Origin of the sequence: Xanthomonas nasturtii, from assembly GCF_001660815.1 — a bacterium.
Taxonomy (GTDB): domain Bacteria; phylum Pseudomonadota; class Gammaproteobacteria; order Xanthomonadales; family Xanthomonadaceae; genus Xanthomonas; species Xanthomonas nasturtii.
Map to the genome: position 1 here is coordinate 57,637 of NZ_LYMI01000056.1, position 19,104 is coordinate 76,740.

17 protein-coding genes and 1 riboswitch are annotated in these 19,104 nt (G+C 67.4%); of the genes, 12 read left to right on the plus strand and 5 right to left on the minus strand.

Features of this window, described 5'->3' with window-relative positions; all coding sequences use genetic code 11:
- The first annotated feature begins 87 nt into the window (after positions 1-87).
- Positions 88-310, plus strand: a riboswitch (cobalamin riboswitch).
- Positions 311-425: 115 nt separating this feature from the next.
- The 12 genes from btuB to A7D16_RS17710 all read left to right on the plus strand — a co-directional run bounded on the left by btuB (position 426) and on the right by A7D16_RS17710 (position 11,892).
- Positions 426-2,303 carry a TonB-dependent vitamin B12 receptor gene (gene btuB, locus A7D16_RS17655; RefSeq protein WP_064634657.1) on the plus strand — a complete coding sequence of 626 codons (1,878 nt, stop codon included), beginning with the start codon at positions 426-428 and terminating at the stop codon, positions 2,301-2,303.
- A 205-nt stretch (positions 2,304-2,508) separates the two neighbouring features.
- Positions 2,509-3,102 carry a hypothetical protein gene (locus A7D16_RS17660; RefSeq protein ID WP_064634571.1) on the plus strand — a complete coding sequence of 198 codons (594 nt, stop codon included), beginning with the start codon at positions 2,509-2,511 and terminating at the stop codon, positions 3,100-3,102.
- The gene (locus A7D16_RS17665) at positions 3,102-3,707 is read left to right on the plus strand and encodes a hypothetical protein (protein WP_064634572.1); all 606 of its coding nucleotides are present in this window, start codon (positions 3,102-3,104) and stop codon (positions 3,705-3,707) included. Before A7D16_RS17660 ends, A7D16_RS17665 begins: the two co-directional genes overlap by 1 nt.
- Positions 3,704-4,315, plus strand: a complete 612-nt coding sequence (gene cobO, locus A7D16_RS17670; protein WP_064634573.1) for a cob(I)yrinic acid a,c-diamide adenosyltransferase — start codon at positions 3,704-3,706, stop codon at positions 4,313-4,315. The genes A7D16_RS17665 and cobO overlap by 4 nt, the downstream gene beginning before the upstream one ends.
- A gap of 72 nt (positions 4,316-4,387) precedes the next feature.
- Positions 4,388-5,302 (plus strand): adenosylcobinamide-phosphate synthase CbiB, encoded by a 915-nt coding sequence (cbiB, locus tag A7D16_RS17675; protein ID WP_064634658.1) that lies wholly within the window; start codon positions 4,388-4,390, stop codon positions 5,300-5,302.
- 93 nt (positions 5,303-5,395) lie between these two features.
- Entirely contained in the window at positions 5,396-6,379 is a 984-nt protein-coding gene (gene cobD, locus A7D16_RS17680) for a threonine-phosphate decarboxylase CobD (protein ID WP_064634574.1), read from the plus strand.
- Positions 6,376-7,851: a cobyric acid synthase gene (locus A7D16_RS17685; RefSeq protein WP_064634575.1), complete on the plus strand. Its 1,476-nt coding sequence runs from the start codon at positions 6,376-6,378 to the stop codon at positions 7,849-7,851. The genes cobD and A7D16_RS17685 overlap by 4 nt, the downstream gene beginning before the upstream one ends.
- Positions 7,839-8,360 carry a bifunctional adenosylcobinamide kinase/adenosylcobinamide-phosphate guanylyltransferase gene (gene cobU, locus A7D16_RS17690; protein ID WP_064634576.1) on the plus strand — a complete coding sequence of 174 codons (522 nt, stop codon included), beginning with the start codon at positions 7,839-7,841 and terminating at the stop codon, positions 8,358-8,360. The genes A7D16_RS17685 and cobU overlap by 13 nt, the downstream gene beginning before the upstream one ends.
- A complete protein-coding gene (gene cobT / locus A7D16_RS17695; protein WP_064634577.1) occupies positions 8,357-9,403 on the plus strand; it encodes a nicotinate-nucleotide--dimethylbenzimidazole phosphoribosyltransferase in 1,047 nt (348 codons plus the stop codon). Before cobU ends, cobT begins: the two co-directional genes overlap by 4 nt.
- The gene (locus tag A7D16_RS17700) at positions 9,400-10,014 is read left to right on the plus strand and encodes a histidine phosphatase family protein (protein ID WP_064634578.1); all 615 of its coding nucleotides are present in this window, start codon (positions 9,400-9,402) and stop codon (positions 10,012-10,014) included. Before cobT ends, A7D16_RS17700 begins: the two co-directional genes overlap by 4 nt.
- Entirely contained in the window at positions 10,011-10,745 is a 735-nt protein-coding gene (locus A7D16_RS17705; protein ID WP_064634579.1) for an adenosylcobinamide-GDP ribazoletransferase, read from the plus strand. The genes A7D16_RS17700 and A7D16_RS17705 overlap by 4 nt, the downstream gene beginning before the upstream one ends.
- A gap of 235 nt (positions 10,746-10,980) precedes the next feature.
- Entirely contained in the window at positions 10,981-11,892 is a 912-nt protein-coding gene (locus A7D16_RS17710) for an AraC family transcriptional regulator (protein ID WP_239687038.1), read from the plus strand.
- Here A7D16_RS17710 and A7D16_RS17715 read toward each other — a convergent pair.
- Genes A7D16_RS17715 through A7D16_RS17735 form a run of 5 tightly spaced genes read right to left on the minus strand, consistent with a single transcriptional unit; the run spans position 11,796 to position 19,047 of the window.
- Positions 11,796-13,085, minus strand: a complete 1,290-nt coding sequence (locus A7D16_RS17715) for a type III PLP-dependent enzyme (protein WP_064634581.1) — start codon at positions 13,083-13,085, stop codon at positions 11,796-11,798. The two genes, A7D16_RS17710 and A7D16_RS17715, sit on opposite strands and share 97 nt — an antisense overlap.
- The gene (locus A7D16_RS17720) at positions 13,082-14,851 is read right to left on the minus strand and encodes an IucA/IucC family protein (RefSeq protein ID WP_064634582.1); all 1,770 of its coding nucleotides are present in this window, start codon (positions 14,849-14,851) and stop codon (positions 13,082-13,084) included. Before A7D16_RS17720 ends, A7D16_RS17715 begins: the two co-directional genes overlap by 4 nt.
- Positions 14,829-16,025 (minus strand): MFS transporter, encoded by a 1,197-nt coding sequence (locus A7D16_RS17725; protein WP_064634583.1) that lies wholly within the window; start codon positions 16,023-16,025, stop codon positions 14,829-14,831. The genes A7D16_RS17720 and A7D16_RS17725 overlap by 23 nt, the downstream gene beginning before the upstream one ends.
- Positions 16,022-17,824 carry an IucA/IucC family protein gene (locus A7D16_RS17730; RefSeq protein ID WP_064634584.1) on the minus strand — a complete coding sequence of 601 codons (1,803 nt, stop codon included), beginning with the start codon at positions 17,822-17,824 and terminating at the stop codon, positions 16,022-16,024. The genes A7D16_RS17725 and A7D16_RS17730 overlap by 4 nt, the downstream gene beginning before the upstream one ends.
- Complete coding sequence (locus A7D16_RS17735; protein WP_064634585.1) at positions 17,821-19,047, minus strand: ATP-grasp domain-containing protein; 1,227 nt, start codon at positions 19,045-19,047, stop codon at positions 17,821-17,823. The genes A7D16_RS17730 and A7D16_RS17735 overlap by 4 nt, the downstream gene beginning before the upstream one ends.
- Positions 19,048-19,104 lie beyond the last annotated feature (57 nt).

Sequence of the window (19,104 nt, forward strand, 5' to 3'; positions counted from 1 at the left end):
GTCATCAGCAATCATCCTCCCGGCGTTGTGGCGACGCGCTGCTCTCGGCGGGCGGTCAGAGACCGCTGAGGCGCCAGCCAATCCTGCTACCATGCGCGCCCCTGAGGTGACTGCCGGCTGGCCGGTGGTTTAAACGGGAATCCGGTGCGCGGACCGCCTTGGCGAGCTGCAATTCCGGAGCTGCCCCCGCAACGGTGGGCGAGGTCAGATGCCGCAATACGCCACTGTGCATTAGCATGGGAAGGCGCGGCATCGGAGGCACCAGCTTCCACTCGCGAGCCCGGAGACCGGCCTGGAGGGATTGATCCGGCACGCGGTGGGCGTGGCCTTGCGCGTCTGACGCTGCGCGTCGGACGCCTGGCCCGTTGCTGCTTGCCGCCCCATTGCCCACGCGCGGGTTGGCGCGGTTCCAGGAGCAGCAGTTGATGTCCCTTTCTTCCGTTTTGCCGCGTCGTGCCGTGCTCGCCGTGGGACTGTCGCTGTGCCTGGCCAATCCGGCCCAGGCCGAGGCCGCCATCGATCTCGACGAAGTCGTGGTGACCGCCTCGCGCACCGCGCAGACGCAGGACCAGACGCTGGCGCCAGTCACCGTGATCGACCGTGCGCAGATCGAGCGTCGCCAGGTCACTTCGCTGCAGGACCTGCTGCGTGGCGAGGCGGGTGTGTCGCTGGCCAACAATGGGGGCCCGGGCAAGGCGACCTCGCTGTTCCTGCGCGGCACCGAGTCCGATCATCTGGTGGTACTGATCGATGGTGTGCGCATCGGCTCGGCGACCTCCGGTGGTGCGGCCTTGCAGGATCTTCCGATCGAGCAGATCGAACGCATCGAAATCGTGCGTGGCCCGTTTTCCAGCCTCTACGGCTCCGAGGCGCTGGGCGGGGTGATCCAGATCTTTACCCGGCACCCGCAAGGCAGTTTCGTGCCGAGCGTGAGCGTTGCAGCCGGCAGCGACAATGCGCGCCGCTACGCTGCGGGCGTGGCCGGGCGCAGCCAGGGCGATCTGAGCGAGGCCGGCGGTTGGTATTCGGTCAATGCCGTGCATGACGAAACCGACGGCATCAATGCCTATCTGGACACCAGCTCCAGCGCTTTCGATCCGGACCGCGATGGCTATCGCAACGATTCGCTCAGCATGCAAGGCGGCTGGCGCTTCAACCGGCAGTGGGATGCGGATGTGCATGCGCTGCGCGCGCAGAGCCGTAACGAATACGACGGCTCGGCCTTCGGCGGCAATCTGGGCAAGGGCGTGCAGCAGGCGGTCGGTGGCCGCGTACGTTACGCGCCGAGCGATGCGCTCAAGCTCACCGCCAGCGTTGGCAGCAGTTTGGATCTGAGCGATGCGTATTACCAAGGCGCGTACTTGTCGACCTACGACACCCGCCGCAAGCAGGGCGCGTTGCAGGCCGATATCACCACAGCGCCGGGTTTGCTGACGCTCGGGTTTGATTGGCAGCGCGATGCCATCGCTAGCAGCGACAGCTACGATGCCGACAGCCGCATCGACCGCGCAGCATTCGCGCAGTGGCAGCAGAGCTTCGGCACGCAATCGGTGCAGGCCAGCCTGCGCCGCAACGACAACAGCCAGTTCGGCGGCAAGACCACCGGTAGCTTGCTATGGGGCTGGGACGTTGCCGATCACCTGCGCCTGACCGCCAGCTACGGCACGGCGTTCAAGGCGCCAACGTTCAACGAGTTGTACTACCCCGATTACGGAAACCCGTTGCTGGGGCCGGAAACCTCCAAAAGCGCCGAGCTCGGCGTGCGCGGTCGTTACGACTGGGGCACCTGGACGCTCAGCGCGTTTCAGACCCGTATCGATGATCTGATTGCCTATGACGCGTCGTTGGTGGATGCGGCGCATCCGTTCGGGCAGCCGAACAACATCGATCGGGCGCGCATCCGCGGTGTGGAAGCCGGCTATGACACCGAACTGGCCGGCTGGACGGTGCGCAGCGCACTGACCTGGCTTGCGCCGCAGGCCGATGGCGACGTCAATCACGGCAACTGGTTGCCGCGGCGTGCGCGTCAGAGCGGGCGTCTCGACGCCGACCGCAGCATTGGCGCAGTCGGGATCGGCGCAAGCCTGTTCGGGTCGGGCGCGCGTTACGACGATCTGGCCAACACCGAACGCCTGGCCGGCTATGGCTTGCTGGATCTGCGCGTGAGTTATGCAGTGAACGCGGACTGGAAGGTGCAGCTCACCGCCAATAACGTGTTCGACCGCCAGTACGAAACGGCACGCTGGTACGCGCAGCCGGGCCGCAATTATCTGCTCACCTTGCGCTACCAGCCTGCGCAATAAGAGCAGCCAACACAGACTGCGCTCACCGCCAGATGGGTGCAGTCGGTGCTCGAAGCATCATCTGGCGTTCGTACGCTGCGGGTTCTGCGCGCTGTGTGCGCTTGCCGCCAGATGCAACCAACGCTACGGTCTGCCAGGGCCGGTCGTTTGCCTGATGTCTGTTGCGCGGTGTGGCTGGCAACCGAAACCCCGAAGGAGACCATCGATGTCGCCGTTATCCCGCTGTTCCGAACGCGTGGTGTTCATCGCTGCGATGCTGGTGATGACTGCCACCCGCTTTCATCATGCGAGCGATTGGCTGCACTTGCCGGACGCGTCCATGGCCGTGTTTTTCCTCGGTGGCCTGGCGTTGCGGCGGCACGGCTACTTTGTCGCCTTGCTGGGCTTGTCGGTGGCCATCGATTGGGCTGCCGTTCGTCTGGCCGGCGTCAGCGACTTCTGCATCACTGCTGCCTACGCCGCATTGCCGGCGGCCTACGGCGTGCTCTGGTATGCCGGGCGCGCGTGTCACGCACGCGTGCGGCCTGGCGCTGCGTCGCTGACCATCGCCTGGGGCCTGGGCACCCTGGCCGCGGTGCTGTCGTTCTTGGTCTCCAATGGCGCGTTCTATTGGTGGGGCGGGCGCTACACCGACCCGCACTGGGCGCAGTACCTGCAGCGCGCCTGGCAATGGGGGCCGGTGTTCGTGCGTACGACCGCGCTCTACCTGGCGGTGGTGCTGGCGGCGGCATGGTGCGTGCTGCGCTGGCGCAACGCGCGTGCGGTAACGCACTTCTCCACGCCGTTGGACCTGTCGTGATGGCAACGCCGCGCGCGGCTGTGGCGCCGCTGCCATTGCACGGTGCAGCGGCCAGGATCTGCAGCATCGCGCTTGCAGTGTTGATGGTCTGCACGCGCGGCGAGCATTTCGCTTCTGTGGACGCCTTGCCCAGCGCGTCATCGGCGGTGTTTTTTCTGGCCGGTGCGTTGCTGCGGCCGCTGTGGATGTTGCCATTGCTGTTCGGGATTGCATCGCTGCTGGATCTGATCGGCCTGGCCTCGGGCAGCGTCAGCGACTGGTGTTTGTCGCCGGCGTACTGGGCCTTGGCGTTGGCCTACGCCGTGTTGTGGTGTGGCGGGCGGCTGTCTGCAGTGCAGCTGCAGCGCGAGGGTTGGTGCGGTGTCGCCGGGCTGCCGTTGGCCCTGCTGATCAGCGGCAGCGCCGCCTATCTGCTCTCCAAGGGCGGCTTCTATTTCCTCTCCGGTCGCTACCCGCACGCCACGCTGGGCGGGTTCATGGCCCGCGTGCCGGCGTACTACCCGCGCGCGCTCGGCACCCTGGCTGGCTACGTCGGCATGGCCTTCGCGCTGGTGGGCGCACTACGCGCCGCCGGCACCCGTTCACCCGTTGGAGCACGCGCATGACGACCCCCGAGCAGGATGACGCGCATTACCGCGAACGTGCGCAGCGCAAAAAAGAATTGGTCGACCGGCGCATCGCCCGTGCGGTGATCGATCGCGGTGTGCTGCTGGTCAATACCGGCAACGGCAAGGGCAAGAGTTCGTCCGGCTTCGGCATGCTGGCGCGCTCGCTTGGGCATGGCCTGCATTGCGGCGTGGTGCAATTCATCAAGGGCACGTTTTCGACCGGAGAAGAGGCGTTTTTTCGCCGGTTTCCGGATCTGCTCGATTATCACGTCATGGGCGAAGGCTTCACCTGGGAAACCCAGGACCGCGCGCTCGACATCGCTGCCGCGCAAGCCGCCTGGCACATTGCGCGCAGCATGCTGGCCGATGCGCGTTACGACTTCGTGCTGTTGGACGAGCTCAATATCGCATTGGTGAAGGACTACATCGCGCTGGACGAGGTGCTTGCCGCCGTGGCCGCACGCCCACCGCGTCAGCATGTGGTGATCACCGGGCGCGGTGCGCCGGCCGGATTGATCGAGGCGGCAGACACCGTCACCGAGATGCGCTTGATCAAGCACGCCTTCAACGCCGGCATCAAGGCGCAACTTGGCATCGAGCTGTAGCGGTGGGCGAGCGCATGCAATGCCGTGCAGCGTTACCGACAGGCCGGCTGGCATGACGCGCAGCGGCACGCCTTGCTGCTGGTGATTGCCATCACGGCGGTGCTGCTGGACCTGCTGCTCGGCGAGCCGCGGCGTGCGCATCCGCTGGTGCTGTTCGGCAACTGCGCGCAGCGGCTCGAAGCGCGGCTGCATCGCGACCGTCGCAGCGTCGGTGTTCTTGCCTGGTGCGTCGCGGTGTTGCCGTTGACCATCGTTGCCGCAGCGGCGCAATGGGCGCTATGGCAGTTTTCGCCCTGGGCGGCAGCAGGATGGGCCGCAATCACGCTCTACCTGGCGCTGGGATTGCGCAGCCTGGGCGAACACGCGCAGCCGGTGATCGATGCCTTGCAGGCCGGCGATCTGCCCGTGGCGCGCGCCGCGGTCGGGCGCATCGTCAGCCGCGAAACGGCGGCACTGGACGCGACCCAAGTGGCCGCTGCAGCGACCGAATCGGTGCTGGAAAACGGTAGCGACGCGGTGTTTGCCGCGCTGTTCTGGGGCGTGCTGCTGGGCGCGCCAGGTGCGGTGCTGTACCGGCTTTCCAATACGCTGGATGCGATGTGGGGCTATCGCACGCCGCGCTACGCCAATTTCGGCTGGGCTGCGGCGCGCATCGACGATGCATTGAACTGGCTGCCGGCGCGGCTGACGGCGGTGACCTACGCGGTGCTTGGTCGCACCGGCGCAGGCATGCGCTGCGCCTGGCGGCAAGGGCGCGGCTGGAAGAGCCCGAACGCCGGCCCGGTGATGGCGGCAGGCGCTGGTGCGCTGCAGGTGCAGCTGGGCGGGCCGGCGCTGTACCACGGTCACTGGCAGGCACGTCCACCGCTGGGCGAGGGCGCATTGGCAAACGCCAACAGCGTGCAACGCGGGTTGTGGCTGGTGCGTGCCGGTGTGGCGTTATGGCTGCTGCTGGGCGCGCTGGCAACAGCGCTGGCGATGCGATGATCGGCATGCGGATGGTTCGGCCCGTGACCAGGATGCATCGGCTCGTCGTTCATAACGACGCACATCACCCTGCCTTACCACCGGGAGCACAGCATGCTTGAACACGGCGGACGTCTGCGCCGCGCTGCGCAGACCTACGACATTCCGCTTGCGCACTGGCTGGATCTGTCCACTGGCGTGAGCCCGTTTGCGTGGCCGGTCCCTGTCATTCCGGAACATGTGTGGCAGCGCCTGCCGGAAGACGACGACGGCTTGGCCGATTGCGCGGCTGCGTACTACGGCGCGCCGCAGGTATTGCCGGTGGCCGGCTCGCAGGCGGCGATTCAGGCCTTGCCGCTGCTGCGCGCGCCTAGCCGCGTCGGTGTGTTGACGCCCGGCTATGCCGAGCACGCGCAGGCATGGCAACGTGCCGGGCATCAGGTGGTGGCGATGAACCCAGCGCAGTTGCTGCAAGCCGGAAAGACGCTGGATGTCGTCGTGCTGATCCATCCCAATAACCCCTGCGCCGACAGCTTCGACCCCGAGACGCTGCTGCAGCTGCACGCCTGCCTGGCCGCGCGCGGCGGGTGGCTGGTGATCGACGAAGCCTTCATGGACGCGACCCCGCAACACAGCGTGTGCGCCTACACCCAGCGCCCAGGATTGGTGGTGCTGCGCTCGGTGGGCAAGTTCTTCGGCATGGCCGGCGCGCGGGCAGGCTTTGTCTGTGCGCACCACACCGTGCTGGATGCACTGCGCGAACAGTTGGGGCCCTGGACGCTGAGCGGCCCCGCGCGCTGGGCCGTGCAGCAGGCATTGGCCGACACGCGCTGGCAGTTGCAGGCACGTGTGCAGCTGCATGCGGCATCGCAGCGGCTTGCGCAGCTGTTGCAGGCCCATGCGCTCGCGCCCACGGCAGGCACGGCGTTTTTTCAGTGGTGCCGGCGCGACGATGCAGCTGCCTTGCACACTGCGCTGGCGCAGCGCGGCATCTTGACCCGGCTGTTCGAAACACTCGCCAGCCTGCGCTTCGGTCTTCCGCCGGATGCCGCAGGCGAAGCACGTCTGGGTGCAGCGCTGCGCGAGGTGGCGGCGTGAGTGCGCGTGTGCTGATGGTGCAGGGCTGCACGTCCGATGCCGGCAAGAGCACGCTGGTGGCCGCGCTGTGCCGCTGGCTGCATCGCCAGGGCATTGCGGTGGCGCCATTCAAGCCGCAGAACATGGCGCTCAATTCGGCAGTGACGGTGGATGGCGGCGAGATCGGCCGCGCGCAGGCGCTGCAGGCCCAGGCGTGCGGGCTGGCGCCGCACACCGATTTCAACCCGGTCTTGCTCAAGCCCAATAGCGACACCGGCGCGCAGGTGATCGTGCATGGACATCCGGTGGCCACGCTGGATGCAGTGGGCTATCACGCCTACAAGGCGACTGCATTCAACGCGGTGTTGGCCTCGCACGCACGCCTGGTCGAGCGCTTCGATGTGGTGCTGGTGGAAGGTGCCGGCAGCCCGACCGAGATCAATCTGCGCGCCAATGACATCGCCAACATGGGCTATGCCGAAGCGGTGGATTGCGCGGTCATCCTGGTCGCCGACATCGACCGCGGCGGCGTGTTCGCGCACCTGGTCGGCACCCTGGCGTTGCTGTCGCCCAGCGAACGCGCGCGCGTGGCCGGTGTTGTGATCAATCGGTTCCGCGGCGATCTGGCGTTGCTGCAGCCTGGCCTGGAGTGGCTGGAACGCGAAACCGGGAAACCGGTACTCGGCGTGTTGCCGTATCTGCACGGCCTGCAGCTGGATGCCGAGGATGCGTTGCCACGCAACGTGCCGCAGAAGCCGAACGCGCAGTTGCGCGTGGTGGTGCCGGTGTTGCCGCGCATCAGCAATCACACCGACCTGGATGCGTTGCTGGCGCACCCGCAGGTGGAGGTGCACCTGATCGGTCCCGGACAGGCGCCACCGCCCTGCGATCTGATCGTGCTGCCGGGCAGCAAATCCACCCGGCTCGATCTGCACTGGCTGCGCATCCATGGTTGGGACACCGCCATCGCCCGTCATCTGCGCTATGGCGGGAAATTGCTTGGCATTTGCGGTGGTCTGCAGATGCTGGGTACCCACATTCACGACCCGGAGGGCATCGAAGGCCCGGCCGGCAGCAGCGCCGGTCTTGGTTGGCTGGCGCTGCAAACCACGCTGCACCCGCACAAGCAGTTGCATCGGGTGCAGGGGCGTTTGCTGCTGGGCGATGCCAGCGTCAGCGGCTACGAAATTCATTGCGGTATCAGCAACGGCGCCGCACTGGCACGGCCATTGCTGCAGCTGGACGATGGGCGCAGCGATGGCGCCATCTCCGACGATGGTCAGGTGCTGGGCACGTATTTGCATGGCCTGTTCGATCACCCGCAGGCACTGGCCGCCTTGCTGGCGTGGGCCGGTCTGGCACAGGCCGCGCCGCTGGATCTTGCCGCACTGCGCGAGGCCAGCCTCGAGCGTCTGGCCGACGCGGTGCACGCGCATCTGGACACCACCGCACTGACACACCTCATCAGCAAGGAACCGGTATGCAGCACTTGATTCTGGGCGGCGCCCGTTCGGGCAAGAGCGCGCTGGCCGAGCGCATCGCCGCCGCCGCCGGACGTGAAGTGACGTATCTGGCCACGGGGCAAGCGTTCGACGATGAAATGCAGCGGCGCATTGCCCATCACCGCAGCCAGCGCCCGCCGCATTGGCAGTGCGTGGAAGAGCCCATTGCGCTGGCCGCAAGCCTGCAGGCGCATGCCGCGCCGGATCGCTGCGTGCTGGTGGATTGCCTGACCCTGTGGCTGAGCAATCTGCTCGGCCATCCGGATGCGGGCGTGTTCGCGCGCGAGCGCGCTGCGCTGCTCGCGGTGCTCCCGCACCTTCCGGGGCAGATCGTACTGGTCAGCAACGAGGTAGGGCAGGGCGTTGTGCCGTTGGGCGAACTCACGCGTCGTTTTGTCGACGAAGCCGGCTGGCTGCATCAGGCATTGGCGCTACAGTGCGCGCATGTGGTGTTGGTGGTGGCAGGCTTGCCAATGGTGCTGAAGGGAGAGAGCGTGTGAATAGCGATTGGATCGTTGGCGCCTGCGCCGTGCCGGACGCGCGCATGCGCTCTGCTGCGCTGGCCCGCCAGGAGCAGCTGACCAAACCGCCCGGTGCACTGGGCCGGCTGGAACACCTGGCAGTGCAACTGGCCGCCTGGCAACGCACCGAACACCCGGCGGTGCAGCGGGTCTGGATTGCGGTGTATGCCGCCGATCATGCTGTGGCAGCCGAAGGGGTGTCGGCATTTCCGCAGGCGGTCACCGGCGAGATGGTGCGCAACTTTGCACGCGGCGGCGCAGCCATTGCGGTGCTGGCGCGCGAATTGGGTGCGCGGCTGGAAGTGGTGAATCTGGGCGTGGTCAACGACCCCGGCGACCTGCCGCGGGTGCGGCGTGCCTGGATCGCGCCGTGCAGTGCCAATATCTGCGAACAGCCGGCGATGACGCACGCGCAGCTGCGCGATGCGCTCGCCGCCGGTGCCGACAGCATCGCGCAGGCAAAAAGTTGCGGCACGCAGCTGTTTGTCGGTGGCGAGATGGGCATCGGCAATACCACCTCCGCCGCGGCGCTGGGCTGCGCGCTGCTGTCGCAGTTTCCGCAGGCGATGGCGGGCGCAGGCACCGGCCTGGATGCCGAAGGCATCGCGCACAAGGCCACCGTGATCACGCGTGCGCTGGCCGTGCACGCCGATGCATCCACCCCGCTGGAGCGGCTGCGCCGGCTTGGCGGGTTTGAAATCGCTGCCTTGGTCGGCGCGTATATCGCCGCCGCGCAGGCCGGCATCCCGGTGTTGGTGGATGGCTTCATCACCACCGCTGCGGCACTGGTGGCCACCCGCCTGAACCCCGGGGTGCGCGAATGGATGTTGTTCGGGCATCGCTCGCAGGAACGTGGGCATGCGGCGCTGTTGCGCGCGCTGGATGCAGAACCCTTACTGCAACTGGATCTGCGGCTTGGCGAAGCCAGCGGCGCGGCGGTCGCGATTCCGTTGCTGCGCAGCGCCTGCGCCCTGCATAACGGCATGGCCACCTTTGCCGAAGCCGGAGTGTCGGACGCATGAGTGCGCAGATCACCTTGTTGCGGCATGGCGATACCGGGCAACGCAGCTATCGCGGCCAGCTCGACGACCCGCTGACCGAGCTGGGTTGGCAGCAACTGCGCGCGGCCACTGCAGAGGGCGTGTGGGATGCGGTGGTGGCATCCACGCTGCAACGCTGCGCCAAGTTTGCCGCCGAGCTGGCGCAGGCACGCGCCATCCCGCTGCAGCTGGACCCGCGCCTGCGCGAATATCACTTCGGCCGCTGGCAGGGCGTGCCGGTGGCCGACATCGACCGTGACGAAGGCGCAGCACTTGGACGCTTCTGGGCCGACCCGGTGCGCCATCCACCGCCGCAGGCCGAACCGTTCGCAGACTTCTGCGCGCGGCTGTCAGCAGCACTGGACGCCATCGTGACGCACCATCCGGCGCAACGCGTGCTGGTGGTTACCCATGGGGGCGCCATCCGCGCGCTGCGCTGCATGGTCGAAGCACGTCCCTTCGGCAGCATGACCGAGATGGCTGTGCCGCACGCTTCGCTGCATCCGCTCAAATGGCCGCTGGCCAGCGCAGATGCCATGCCGACATCACAGCTGTCGCCCGTACCCACGCTGTCCGGTCGCGACGCCGGATGATCGACGGCTTGCTCGCTGCAGTGGGGTTTTTGACCCGCATTCCGGTGCCTGGCTGGGTGTTCGCCCGTCCCGCTGCGCAGGCGCGTTCGCTGCCGTGGTATCCGCTGGTCGGCCTGCTGTTGGGTGCGGTGCTCAGCGCGCTGGCATGGTGCCTGCGCGATGTGGCGCCGCTGCTGGGGGCCGCCTTGCTGCTGAGCAGTTGGGTCTGGCTCACCGGCGGCTTGCATCTGGATGGGCTGGCCGACATGACCGACGCGTGGGTCGGCGGCATGGGCGATCGCACGCGCACGCTGGCGATCATGAAAGACCCAAGCAGCGGCCCGATGGCGGTGGCTGCGGTGGTGCTGGTACTGCTGCTCAAATGCGCGGCACTGGCCACGCTGCTGCCCACCGCGCCCGGCGCCGTGTGGCTGGCACCGCTGCTGGCGCGCACGTTGCTGGTGGCCGCGTTTTTGAGCACGCCGTACGTGCGTGCCGGTGGATTGGGCAGTGGCCTGATTGGCAGCGCGCGCGCGGGCATGCATGTCTCGTTGTTACTCGGGTTCGGCTGCGCCTTTGCTGCCGGTGTGCCACGCGCCGTGCTGGCCTGCGCCATCGCCGCTGTGGTCTTCGTGCTGTGGCGCCGCGCCTGCCTGCAGCGCCTGGGTGGCATGACCGGCGATACCTGCGGCGCACTGGTGGAACTGAGCGAAACGGCAGTGATCGTGGCGTTGGCGCTGCAAGCGAGTTGAAGGCTGCGGGCCAGGCGGTTGCGATGCCGTCAGGCGGACGCGACTGCTGTTCGAGGTGGCAGGGGCGATTGACCTTGCGCATCGTCCGGCTTGGCCCGACGAACAGTTCCGTGTTGCCGGTCACTGCACACCGACAAGCGCGAGCAGCCCGGCAGAGCGGGCCGAGATGCGCAAGATCGGGACCGCGGCTGCTGCCAATCTGCGCGATGCTCACCGCCTTCCAGAGGAACTGCCCATGCCAGCAGCAGCGTCGGTCGTCTTCCATCGGCAGCGTGCGGTCGAGCGCGTCGTGGCCCATCTGCAGGCCAGCATCTGTGCCGGCGCGCCGCTGCCGGACCTGGCAACGCTGGCCGCGCTGGCGCATCAATCGCCGCCGCATTTTCATCGCGTGTACCGCGCTCTGGCAGGCGAGACGCTGGGCACGACCACCACGCGGCTGCGGTTGAGTCATGCGCTGCATCTGTTGGGCGAGCAGGGCCGCTCGGTGACCGAAGTAGCGTTGTCGGTCGGCTATCAAACCCCGCAAGCGCTGGCACGCGCCTTCCGCCTGGTGCTGCAGGTCAGCCCCTCCAGCCTGCGCGATGCACCGCAACTGCGCGCGGAAAAGTTGCAGCAACTCGCCGGCCCGTCGCTGCCAACGCATGCACACACCGCGCCGTTGCAGGTGCGGGTGCAGGTGCTCGCCCCCCTGGAAGTGGTGGTGCTGCGCCGGCGCGGCGCCTTCGACGATCTGGACCGCGGCTTTGGCCGCATCGCCGCATGGGCCGAGCGCCGTGGGGTGATCGCGCATCTACAGGCGCTGGTCGGTGTGCCGCTGAGCGACCACCGCGATGTCCCTGCGCGGCAGCACGTGTTCGAATGCGGCATTGCATTCGACGCCAAGGTGGACCCGCCATCGCCCTTGCACGTCCGCCAGCTCGCCGGCGGCACGCACGCCGTGCTGCGCCACGTTGGGACGTATGCAGGGGTCGAGAACGCGCTCGACCAACTGCTCGCGCACTGGCTACCGGACAGCGGTTACGCGCTGCGCGACGCACCGCTGCACTACCTCTATCTCGATGACCCGGAAACCGTTGCCGAAGCCGAGCTGCGCGCCGACATTCGGGTGCCGCTCCAGTTGGCTGACGACGCTGTTTCACCGATGTGATGTGTCGCTGGCAAAAACACCATCTGCGGTGGCGGATGCATCAGGAACTGCTGGTGCGAAATATTCCACGCATACGCGCCGGCCAGCGGGAAGGCCAGGCAGTCGCCGGGCGCCAGCGCGGCGACGTGTTGATTACGTGCCAGCACATCCTTGGGCGTGCACAGCTGCCCGACCAGGGTCACCGGCGTGTCGCGCACAACAGGTGGACGTGCCCCGCGCAGGATCCGGAACGGATGATCGTGACTCTGCGCGGCCGGCGTGCGGAAGTGATGGGTGCCGCCGCGGGCGATCGCAAACCACGCGCCGTGGCTGCGCTTGAGATCCAGCACTTCCATCAGGTACCAGCCGCAGCTGGCGCTGACGTAACGTCCGGGTTCCAGGCGCAGGCGCAGGTCGGTGCCATGGTCGCGCAGCAAGGCGGGCAACCCGGCGCAAAATCCGGCCCAATCGAATGACGATGGCGGTGCCAGATAATCCACGCCGAAGCCGCCGCCGGCATTCACCCGCAACGGGCCCAGTGCATAGGTGTGCCGCCATTGCTGCACGGTGCGCAGGTAGGCGGCGACCAGGTGCAGTTGCGCGGCGGCATCGCGTTGGTGCGACATCAGATGGAAATGGAAGCCTTCCAGGCGCAGCGACGGGCTTGCCTGCAGGCGGTGGATCGCTGCAGCCAGATCGTGCGGATCCAGGCCGAACGGCGAGGGCTGCCCGCCCATCATCAGGCGCGTGCTCTGCGCACCGGGCACGGCAATATTCATGCGCAGAAACACCGGTACGCAGCGGCCGGCTTGCGCTGCAATCGCCGCCAAGCGTTCGAGTTCGCCCAGGCTTTCCACATGCACGGTGCAGTCGGGCAGGGCGGCCGCCTGGGCGAGTTCGGTATCGAGTTTGCCCGGGCCACCGAACAACAACGCTGCCTGTGGTTGCTGTGCATGCAGCCAGGCCAGTTCGCCACCGGACGCGGCTTCGAAACCATCCACGTGCGGCGCCAGCGTGCGCAGGACCGGCGGCTCTGCATTGGCTTTTGCCGCGTAGAACAGTTCGCACTGCGCCGGCAGGTGCGCGCGCATCCAGGCCGCGTGTGCGTCCAGTGCCGCCAGGTCGTAGACATACGCGCAAACCGGGCCATCGCAGCGTTCGCGCACCTGCGGCAAGGCCGCAAGCACCGCATTGGTGTCGATGCGCAGACTCATGCAGCTACCTGCCGCGCCGCCGTCATGCGCGCGATGGGATTGGGTAGTGCGGTGTAGTCGGAGTGACGGTCCGCGCGCTGCCACAGCCGCGTGCCCAGATTGTTCTTGCCCGGCAGCGGTGCGCCATCGATCAGGCCCTGTAATGCGGCGTTTGCGCCATGGCGTTGCTGCCAGCGCATGGCACTTTCGCCCACGCAGTGCCACAGGCGCGCTTCCAGCGCCTCATCGCCTCCGCTCAGATGAAAAATCGCTTCGGCCAGGTTATTGACCAATGCGCAATACGCCACCCGGTTCCAGCCCTGTTCGGGCGTGTAATACAGCGATTGCCGTGCGCGCTCGCCCACACCGTGCAGGCGTGCCGCCGGCCAATGGTGGGCGAGCAGCTTGGTGCCTTCCAGGTCGCGGATCCAGACCCGCGTCGGCCAGCCATCGACGAAGCCGATCACGGTGTTCTGCAAATGCGGCTCCAGCGCGATGCCGTGCTGGAACAGCGCGCTCCACACACCGTCCAGCAGCAGTCCTGCATAGGCGCGGAACCACAGCAGCGTTGCCGTGTGCCGGTCCATCTGCGCATTGCACAGCGCCTGCAGGCGTGCCGCACACACGCTGTTGCCCTGCGCATCGCAGGTGAACAAGGCCGCAGCCACCTGCGGTTGCCAGCGTGCGCGTTGTGCGGCCGGCAGGGTTTGCCGGTACAAGATGCCGAAGCTCTCCGACAGGGCACGTGCAGCGAGTGGGTCGGCATCGTGCAATGCGGGATCGACTTGCGCGATCTCCAGCGAGGTCGCTGCCGGTTCCAGCATCACGTCGAAGCCCGGTACCTGTACTGCCAGCGCGCGCCAACTCGGGGCCAGTAGCCCGGTGAGCGCCACCGCGCTTTCCAGCTCGTACCAGGCGTTCTTGCGCACGCAGTTGGTGAGCCGCACATGCACCGAACACTTGAGGAAATACGCAAGCTCCGGGTGATACAGCGTGCGCACCGACGAGGTCGGCCGCACTGCATCGCCCAACGCACCGACCGGCGCGATCAGGCCGCGTGCCTGCAAGGTGCGCAGTAATGGGTCCTCGAGCAGCCGCTGCGCTTCCCAGGGATGGCAGGGGTAGAGATCGTCGCTGCCGGAGAGCTGCTTCAAGCTCGCCCGCACGTCGCGTCCCTGCGTGCGCAACAGCCGCGGGTCGATGCGGAACCAGAACAGCTGGAAGGACGCGCGCGCTTCCGGTGCGCAGGCCAGCACCTGGTCCAGATCCACGCCTTCGCGACTCTTCGGCGTCGGGTGCATTGCGTGCCCCCACAGCATCGATTGTTCGGCGTCGATCATCGCCTCGCCAGTGGTGGCAGCGGTTTGCGCCTGTCGCAACAACGCGGCGGTGACCGCCATGCTGTTGGCGCTTTGCGCGAGCAGTTCCGGGTTGACAGCCTGTGCACTGCCCAACGCCTGCAACAGGCAGCGCGCCAACGCATCCGCATCCAGGCTGTGCCACGGCTTGCCGGCACTCTTGAGAAACGGCGTGGAGGCGAAGCGGCAGCGGCCCAGGCGATCGGCGTAGGCAATGCGCACGCACAGCGCGCCGGTCTCGCCCAGGTCGATGCGTAGCCAGCGGTGCTCGGCCATGCGCGGGCCGGGGCGATCCAGCCCGCGATAGTCGAACTGCACCGCACGCTGCGGAATCGCAAATTCGCGCAGGTAACAGTTCAACCAGCAGCTGCAGGCCTGCGCGTCGGCCATGCTCTCGTACCAGGGGTCATGCATCGTGTGCGGCGACATCGGCAGTTCTCCTCGAAGGGAAGCGCACCAGAACGGTGAGCGCAGCGGCCGCCGCAGCCAGCGCGGCAGCCAGGAAAGGGGTGGCAGGGCCGGATGCCTGCGCCAGTGCGCCGGCGGCAGCACCGGCGGCTACGCCGGCCCATTTGCCGCAGGCATCGAAACGGCCGAACAGACGCCCGGCGCCGTGCCCGCTGGCGACCAGCGCCAGACTGCGGTTGAGCCCACGCAGGCCGAACAACATGCCGAAGCCGAACAGCAGCCGCGCTACCGCCAGGGCGATGGCATCGTGCAGCAGCGCCTGCCACACGCAGGCCACCGCAAACAACGCCAGACCCGGCACCAGCCACGCCTCGCCGTCGTCGCGTCGCCACCACGGCAGTACCAGCAGATAGACCAGATGCGGCAGGCTGTAGAGCAGGCCGGCGAGCGCATCGTGGCCGGCGCCGCGCGCGAGCGCATACGGAATGAAATAGGGAAACGTCACCACCATCGCAAAGCAGAACAAGAACTGTGCGAGCAGCAAGGCCGGCCACAACGGCGTGCTGGTTGCCGGCAGCGATGCCGACGATGACGTTGCGTGCGTCGACGACGTCGACGGTTTGCCGGCAGCGGGGGGGCGCGCGGCCGGTTGGTCGGCGGGCAGTCGCCAGGTCAGCGCAAACGCCAGCAACGGCAGCACGGCCAGCGCGCGATACAGCGATTGCGCCGGGCCCAGCGCCAGTGCCAGGCCAAGCAGGGCCGGCGCGCTCACCATGGCCAGCCGCGCCGAATACTGGGTCCAGTCCAGTGCGCGCGCCAACGGGCCGGCCTGCGGCTGGCTGGCCAGGTACGCATTGGCCGCCGCCAGCGAACCGCCGCAGGCGCCTTGCACGATCAGGCCGATCACCAGCCAGCTCAGCGACGGTGCAAAGCCGGCAATCGCAAAGCCCAGCGCCAGCCCCAGCTGTGCGCGCAGCAGCGAGCGCTTGCGGCCATAGCGGTCCGCAAGCCGCCCCCAGGCGCCCGCGGTCAACGCGGTGCAGAGCGTGGGCAGCACATACAGCACGCCGCTCCAGCCCACGGCGGCCGATGGCGCCAGTTCGGCCAAGACCTGCGGCAGAAACAGCGGCATGCCCAACGCAGTGAATGCCGCCAGATAATGCGCGGCCAGCACCGGGCCCAGGATGCGCCTCATCGCTGCGTACCCGCCTGTTTGCGCGGTGGTTGTTGCGCGTGCGCGAACGCAGCGCCGAAGGGATTGGGCGCGCTGTCGCCGTAGAACTTGTTGATGTCGGTAGCACCGGTGCGCTGCTTGCTGAGCAGGCTGCCGGCACTGAGCAGGTATTTCACCGGCAGCCGGGGCGCGGCCAGCAGGCGTCGCGCAGGGCCGGTATCGATGCCATCGCTTTCCAGTTGCGCCAGCGTTGAAGCGAATTGGGTCTGCAACTGTGCATACAGCGGTGCGCGCAGCGCGGGCTGCCATTCGGCCAGGCCTTCCAGCACGGCCTGCAGATCCAGCTGCAGCACGATGGTGCAGAACATCTGCGCCAATGCCTGCGCGTCGTCCACTGCAATGCGTGCATCCTGCAGCGGGCCTGACGCGTCCACCGCCGGCAGCGCCGCACGCAACTGCGGCAGCGCGATGCGTGCAGCGTCGTTGTCCTTCATCAACAGGCGCACCGGGCTGCCCTGTGCATACACCAGCACGCTGTTCTGCTGATTGGCTTCCAGCGCAATGCCGTACCCCAGCCACAGGCGTAGATGCACGGCAAGCAGCAGTTCGGTGTAGTCGCGCCACCACTGCAGCACGTCGCCGTGCGCAAAACGCTCGGCCAGATGGAGCGCCATCGGGCGGCCATCCGGCATGGGCGCGCACAGCGCGGCCACCGGCACCAGCGTGGCATCGTCCAGCGGCGGGTAACGCCGCACCAGATAGGCCAGATGACGCGTTTCGCCGACGTGCCCGCCATGGGCTTCATCCACGAACACGCAACGGCCGCGCAGCGCAGGGTCGCGCGCATCGATATTGCGCAATGCGCGCTCCAGCCAATGCCCGTCGTACAGCGTGGAGGGTTTGATCAAGCGCAGATTCAGCGCACCCAGCGTGCGCATCGGAATCGGCAGCTTCAGATGCAGCTGCGGATGCTGCAGTGGCACCAGCGTGCGCACCGATAGCGTCGGGCGCACCTCCAGCCAGGGCTGCGGCGCACGCAACGCGCCGTTAGGCAACGCGAAACCTTCCTGCTCCAAGCGCTCCCATACCAGAGGATGCACCGGCCAGGCGACATGCGTGGCGGCCAGCTCGGCCGGCAGGCCCAGGCTGACGAAATCCGGCCACAGCTCGGCCGGCGGGGCGCTGGTGCACTGTGCCAAGGCCTGCGGAATCGCCAGCCAGCGCAGCGCGAAGGTTGGTGCGAATTCCGGCGCGTAATGGCGCAGCTCGGCTGCATCCAGCCCGGCCTTGGCGCGCGCAGTGGGATAGAACGGATGGTCGCGGTAGCTGGCCAACTGGTCGCAGCGGTACGCCCGCTCGGCGGCATCGGCGTGCTGCAGCGCATTGATCAGCGCCGGTGCCTGTGCGTGGTACGCCTGCCGCGCCAGCCCCCGATGCGCAGCGGCGCAGTCGGCTTCCTCGGCGTAGGCGCGATGCAGTTGTTGCGTTTCGGCGTCGAGTTCGGCGCTCATGCGTTGCAGCCAGGCGTGCGCGCCGCGTTCGACATGTGCCCCTTCGGGAGTCTGCACGATCCAGCTGTCGCCGCAGGCGCTGATGTCCTGCAGGGTGCCCTGCCGATGGATCGGCAGCCACAGCGTGCCACCGGGCACATGTGCGATGCGCCACCAGCCTTCCACCGGGCGGGGGTCGGTCCACACCGCCAGCACTGCTGGGCCGGGTGTTGTGGCAGTGCCGCGCGTGGCAATGCCACGCAGGTCTTCGCGCAGGCAGGCATCGATGATGCGGGTCGCGATGTAGCGTTGGTCGGCCGCACTGTTCATGCGCGCACCTGCGCGTGATCGATACGCCACTGCAGGCCCGCTTCGGCCTGTATCACCGCCTGTTGCAGCGCCTGTGCATCGCTGGCAAGTGCGCTCAGGACGCCCAGATAATCCTTGTTGGAATGGCTCAGGCGGATGTGTTCGCCCGGTGCGCGCATGCGTCGGTAGTGCACGTCGCTGTGCGCATCGTGATGGCGGCGGTCTTCGCTGGCGGTGACCAATTCGCCATCGTGTTCTGCCACGTAATAGCGCAGCAATGCATGCGCACGCGCGCTGCGCAGTTGCGGCAACGGCAGGCCCAGGTGCGGTGCCAGCGCCGCATTGAACCATTGCCGGCCAAACATCTCGTCGAGCAGGAATTCGCGGCGGTCGCCGATGCTGCGGTAATTGATTTCCACCAGCACCGGGCCATCGGCGGTCAGAATGAATTCGCTGTGGCACAGCCCGAAGCCCACACCGAATGCACGCAACTGTTGCAGCGCTTGTGCGACCACCGGCGTGCCTACATCGGCATCCCACTGCGCTTCGCATTCGACGAAGTGCGGCGGTGGCGACAGCCGTACCTTGAAGCCGCCGATGGCTTGCAGGCTGCTGCCATCGCCCAGGGTTTCCAGCGTAAACAGCGCGCCCTCCAGTATGCCTTCCAGCAATACGCTGCGCTGCGGATGGCGCTGCCACACATCGTCCAGATAGGCCTGCAATTGCCCAGCGTCGGCGCAGTGGCGCACATCCAGGCTCGCTACGCCCTCGCGCGGTTTGGCCACCACCGGCCAAGGAATCTGCGCCGGCAACGCAGCGCCGGGCGGCAGGGTGCAGAACCACGGGCAGGGCAGGCCACGTGCACGCAGGCGCTGGCGCATCGCGGCCTTGTTCTTGGCGGCGTAGCACACCTGCCAGTCCTTGCCGGGCAGGCCAAGCGCGGCGGCCACCAGCGCGGTGCTGGTCTGCAGATGGTCGCTATTGCTGAACACTGCACGCGGCGCGATGTCCGCATCGTGCAACACGTCGAGCACCCCGAGCGGATTGAACACATCGCATTCGATCACCCGCTGCGGCGCATGCGCCGGGTGCTCGCGGAAGTAGGCCAGATGATCGAGCCGGTGGTCGGTCAGCAACCACACCGGCAGGCCCAGCGCGTGCGCGGCCGGCAAGAAGCCTTCGGTGATGGCCGGATGGCAGACATGGGTGAGGATCACCAACGGTGCAGCGGATGTCGCAGTCATGGCAGCTCTCGTTCAACAGGACGGTGGAAAAACCGGTACTGAAACGGGCTGCCTGGC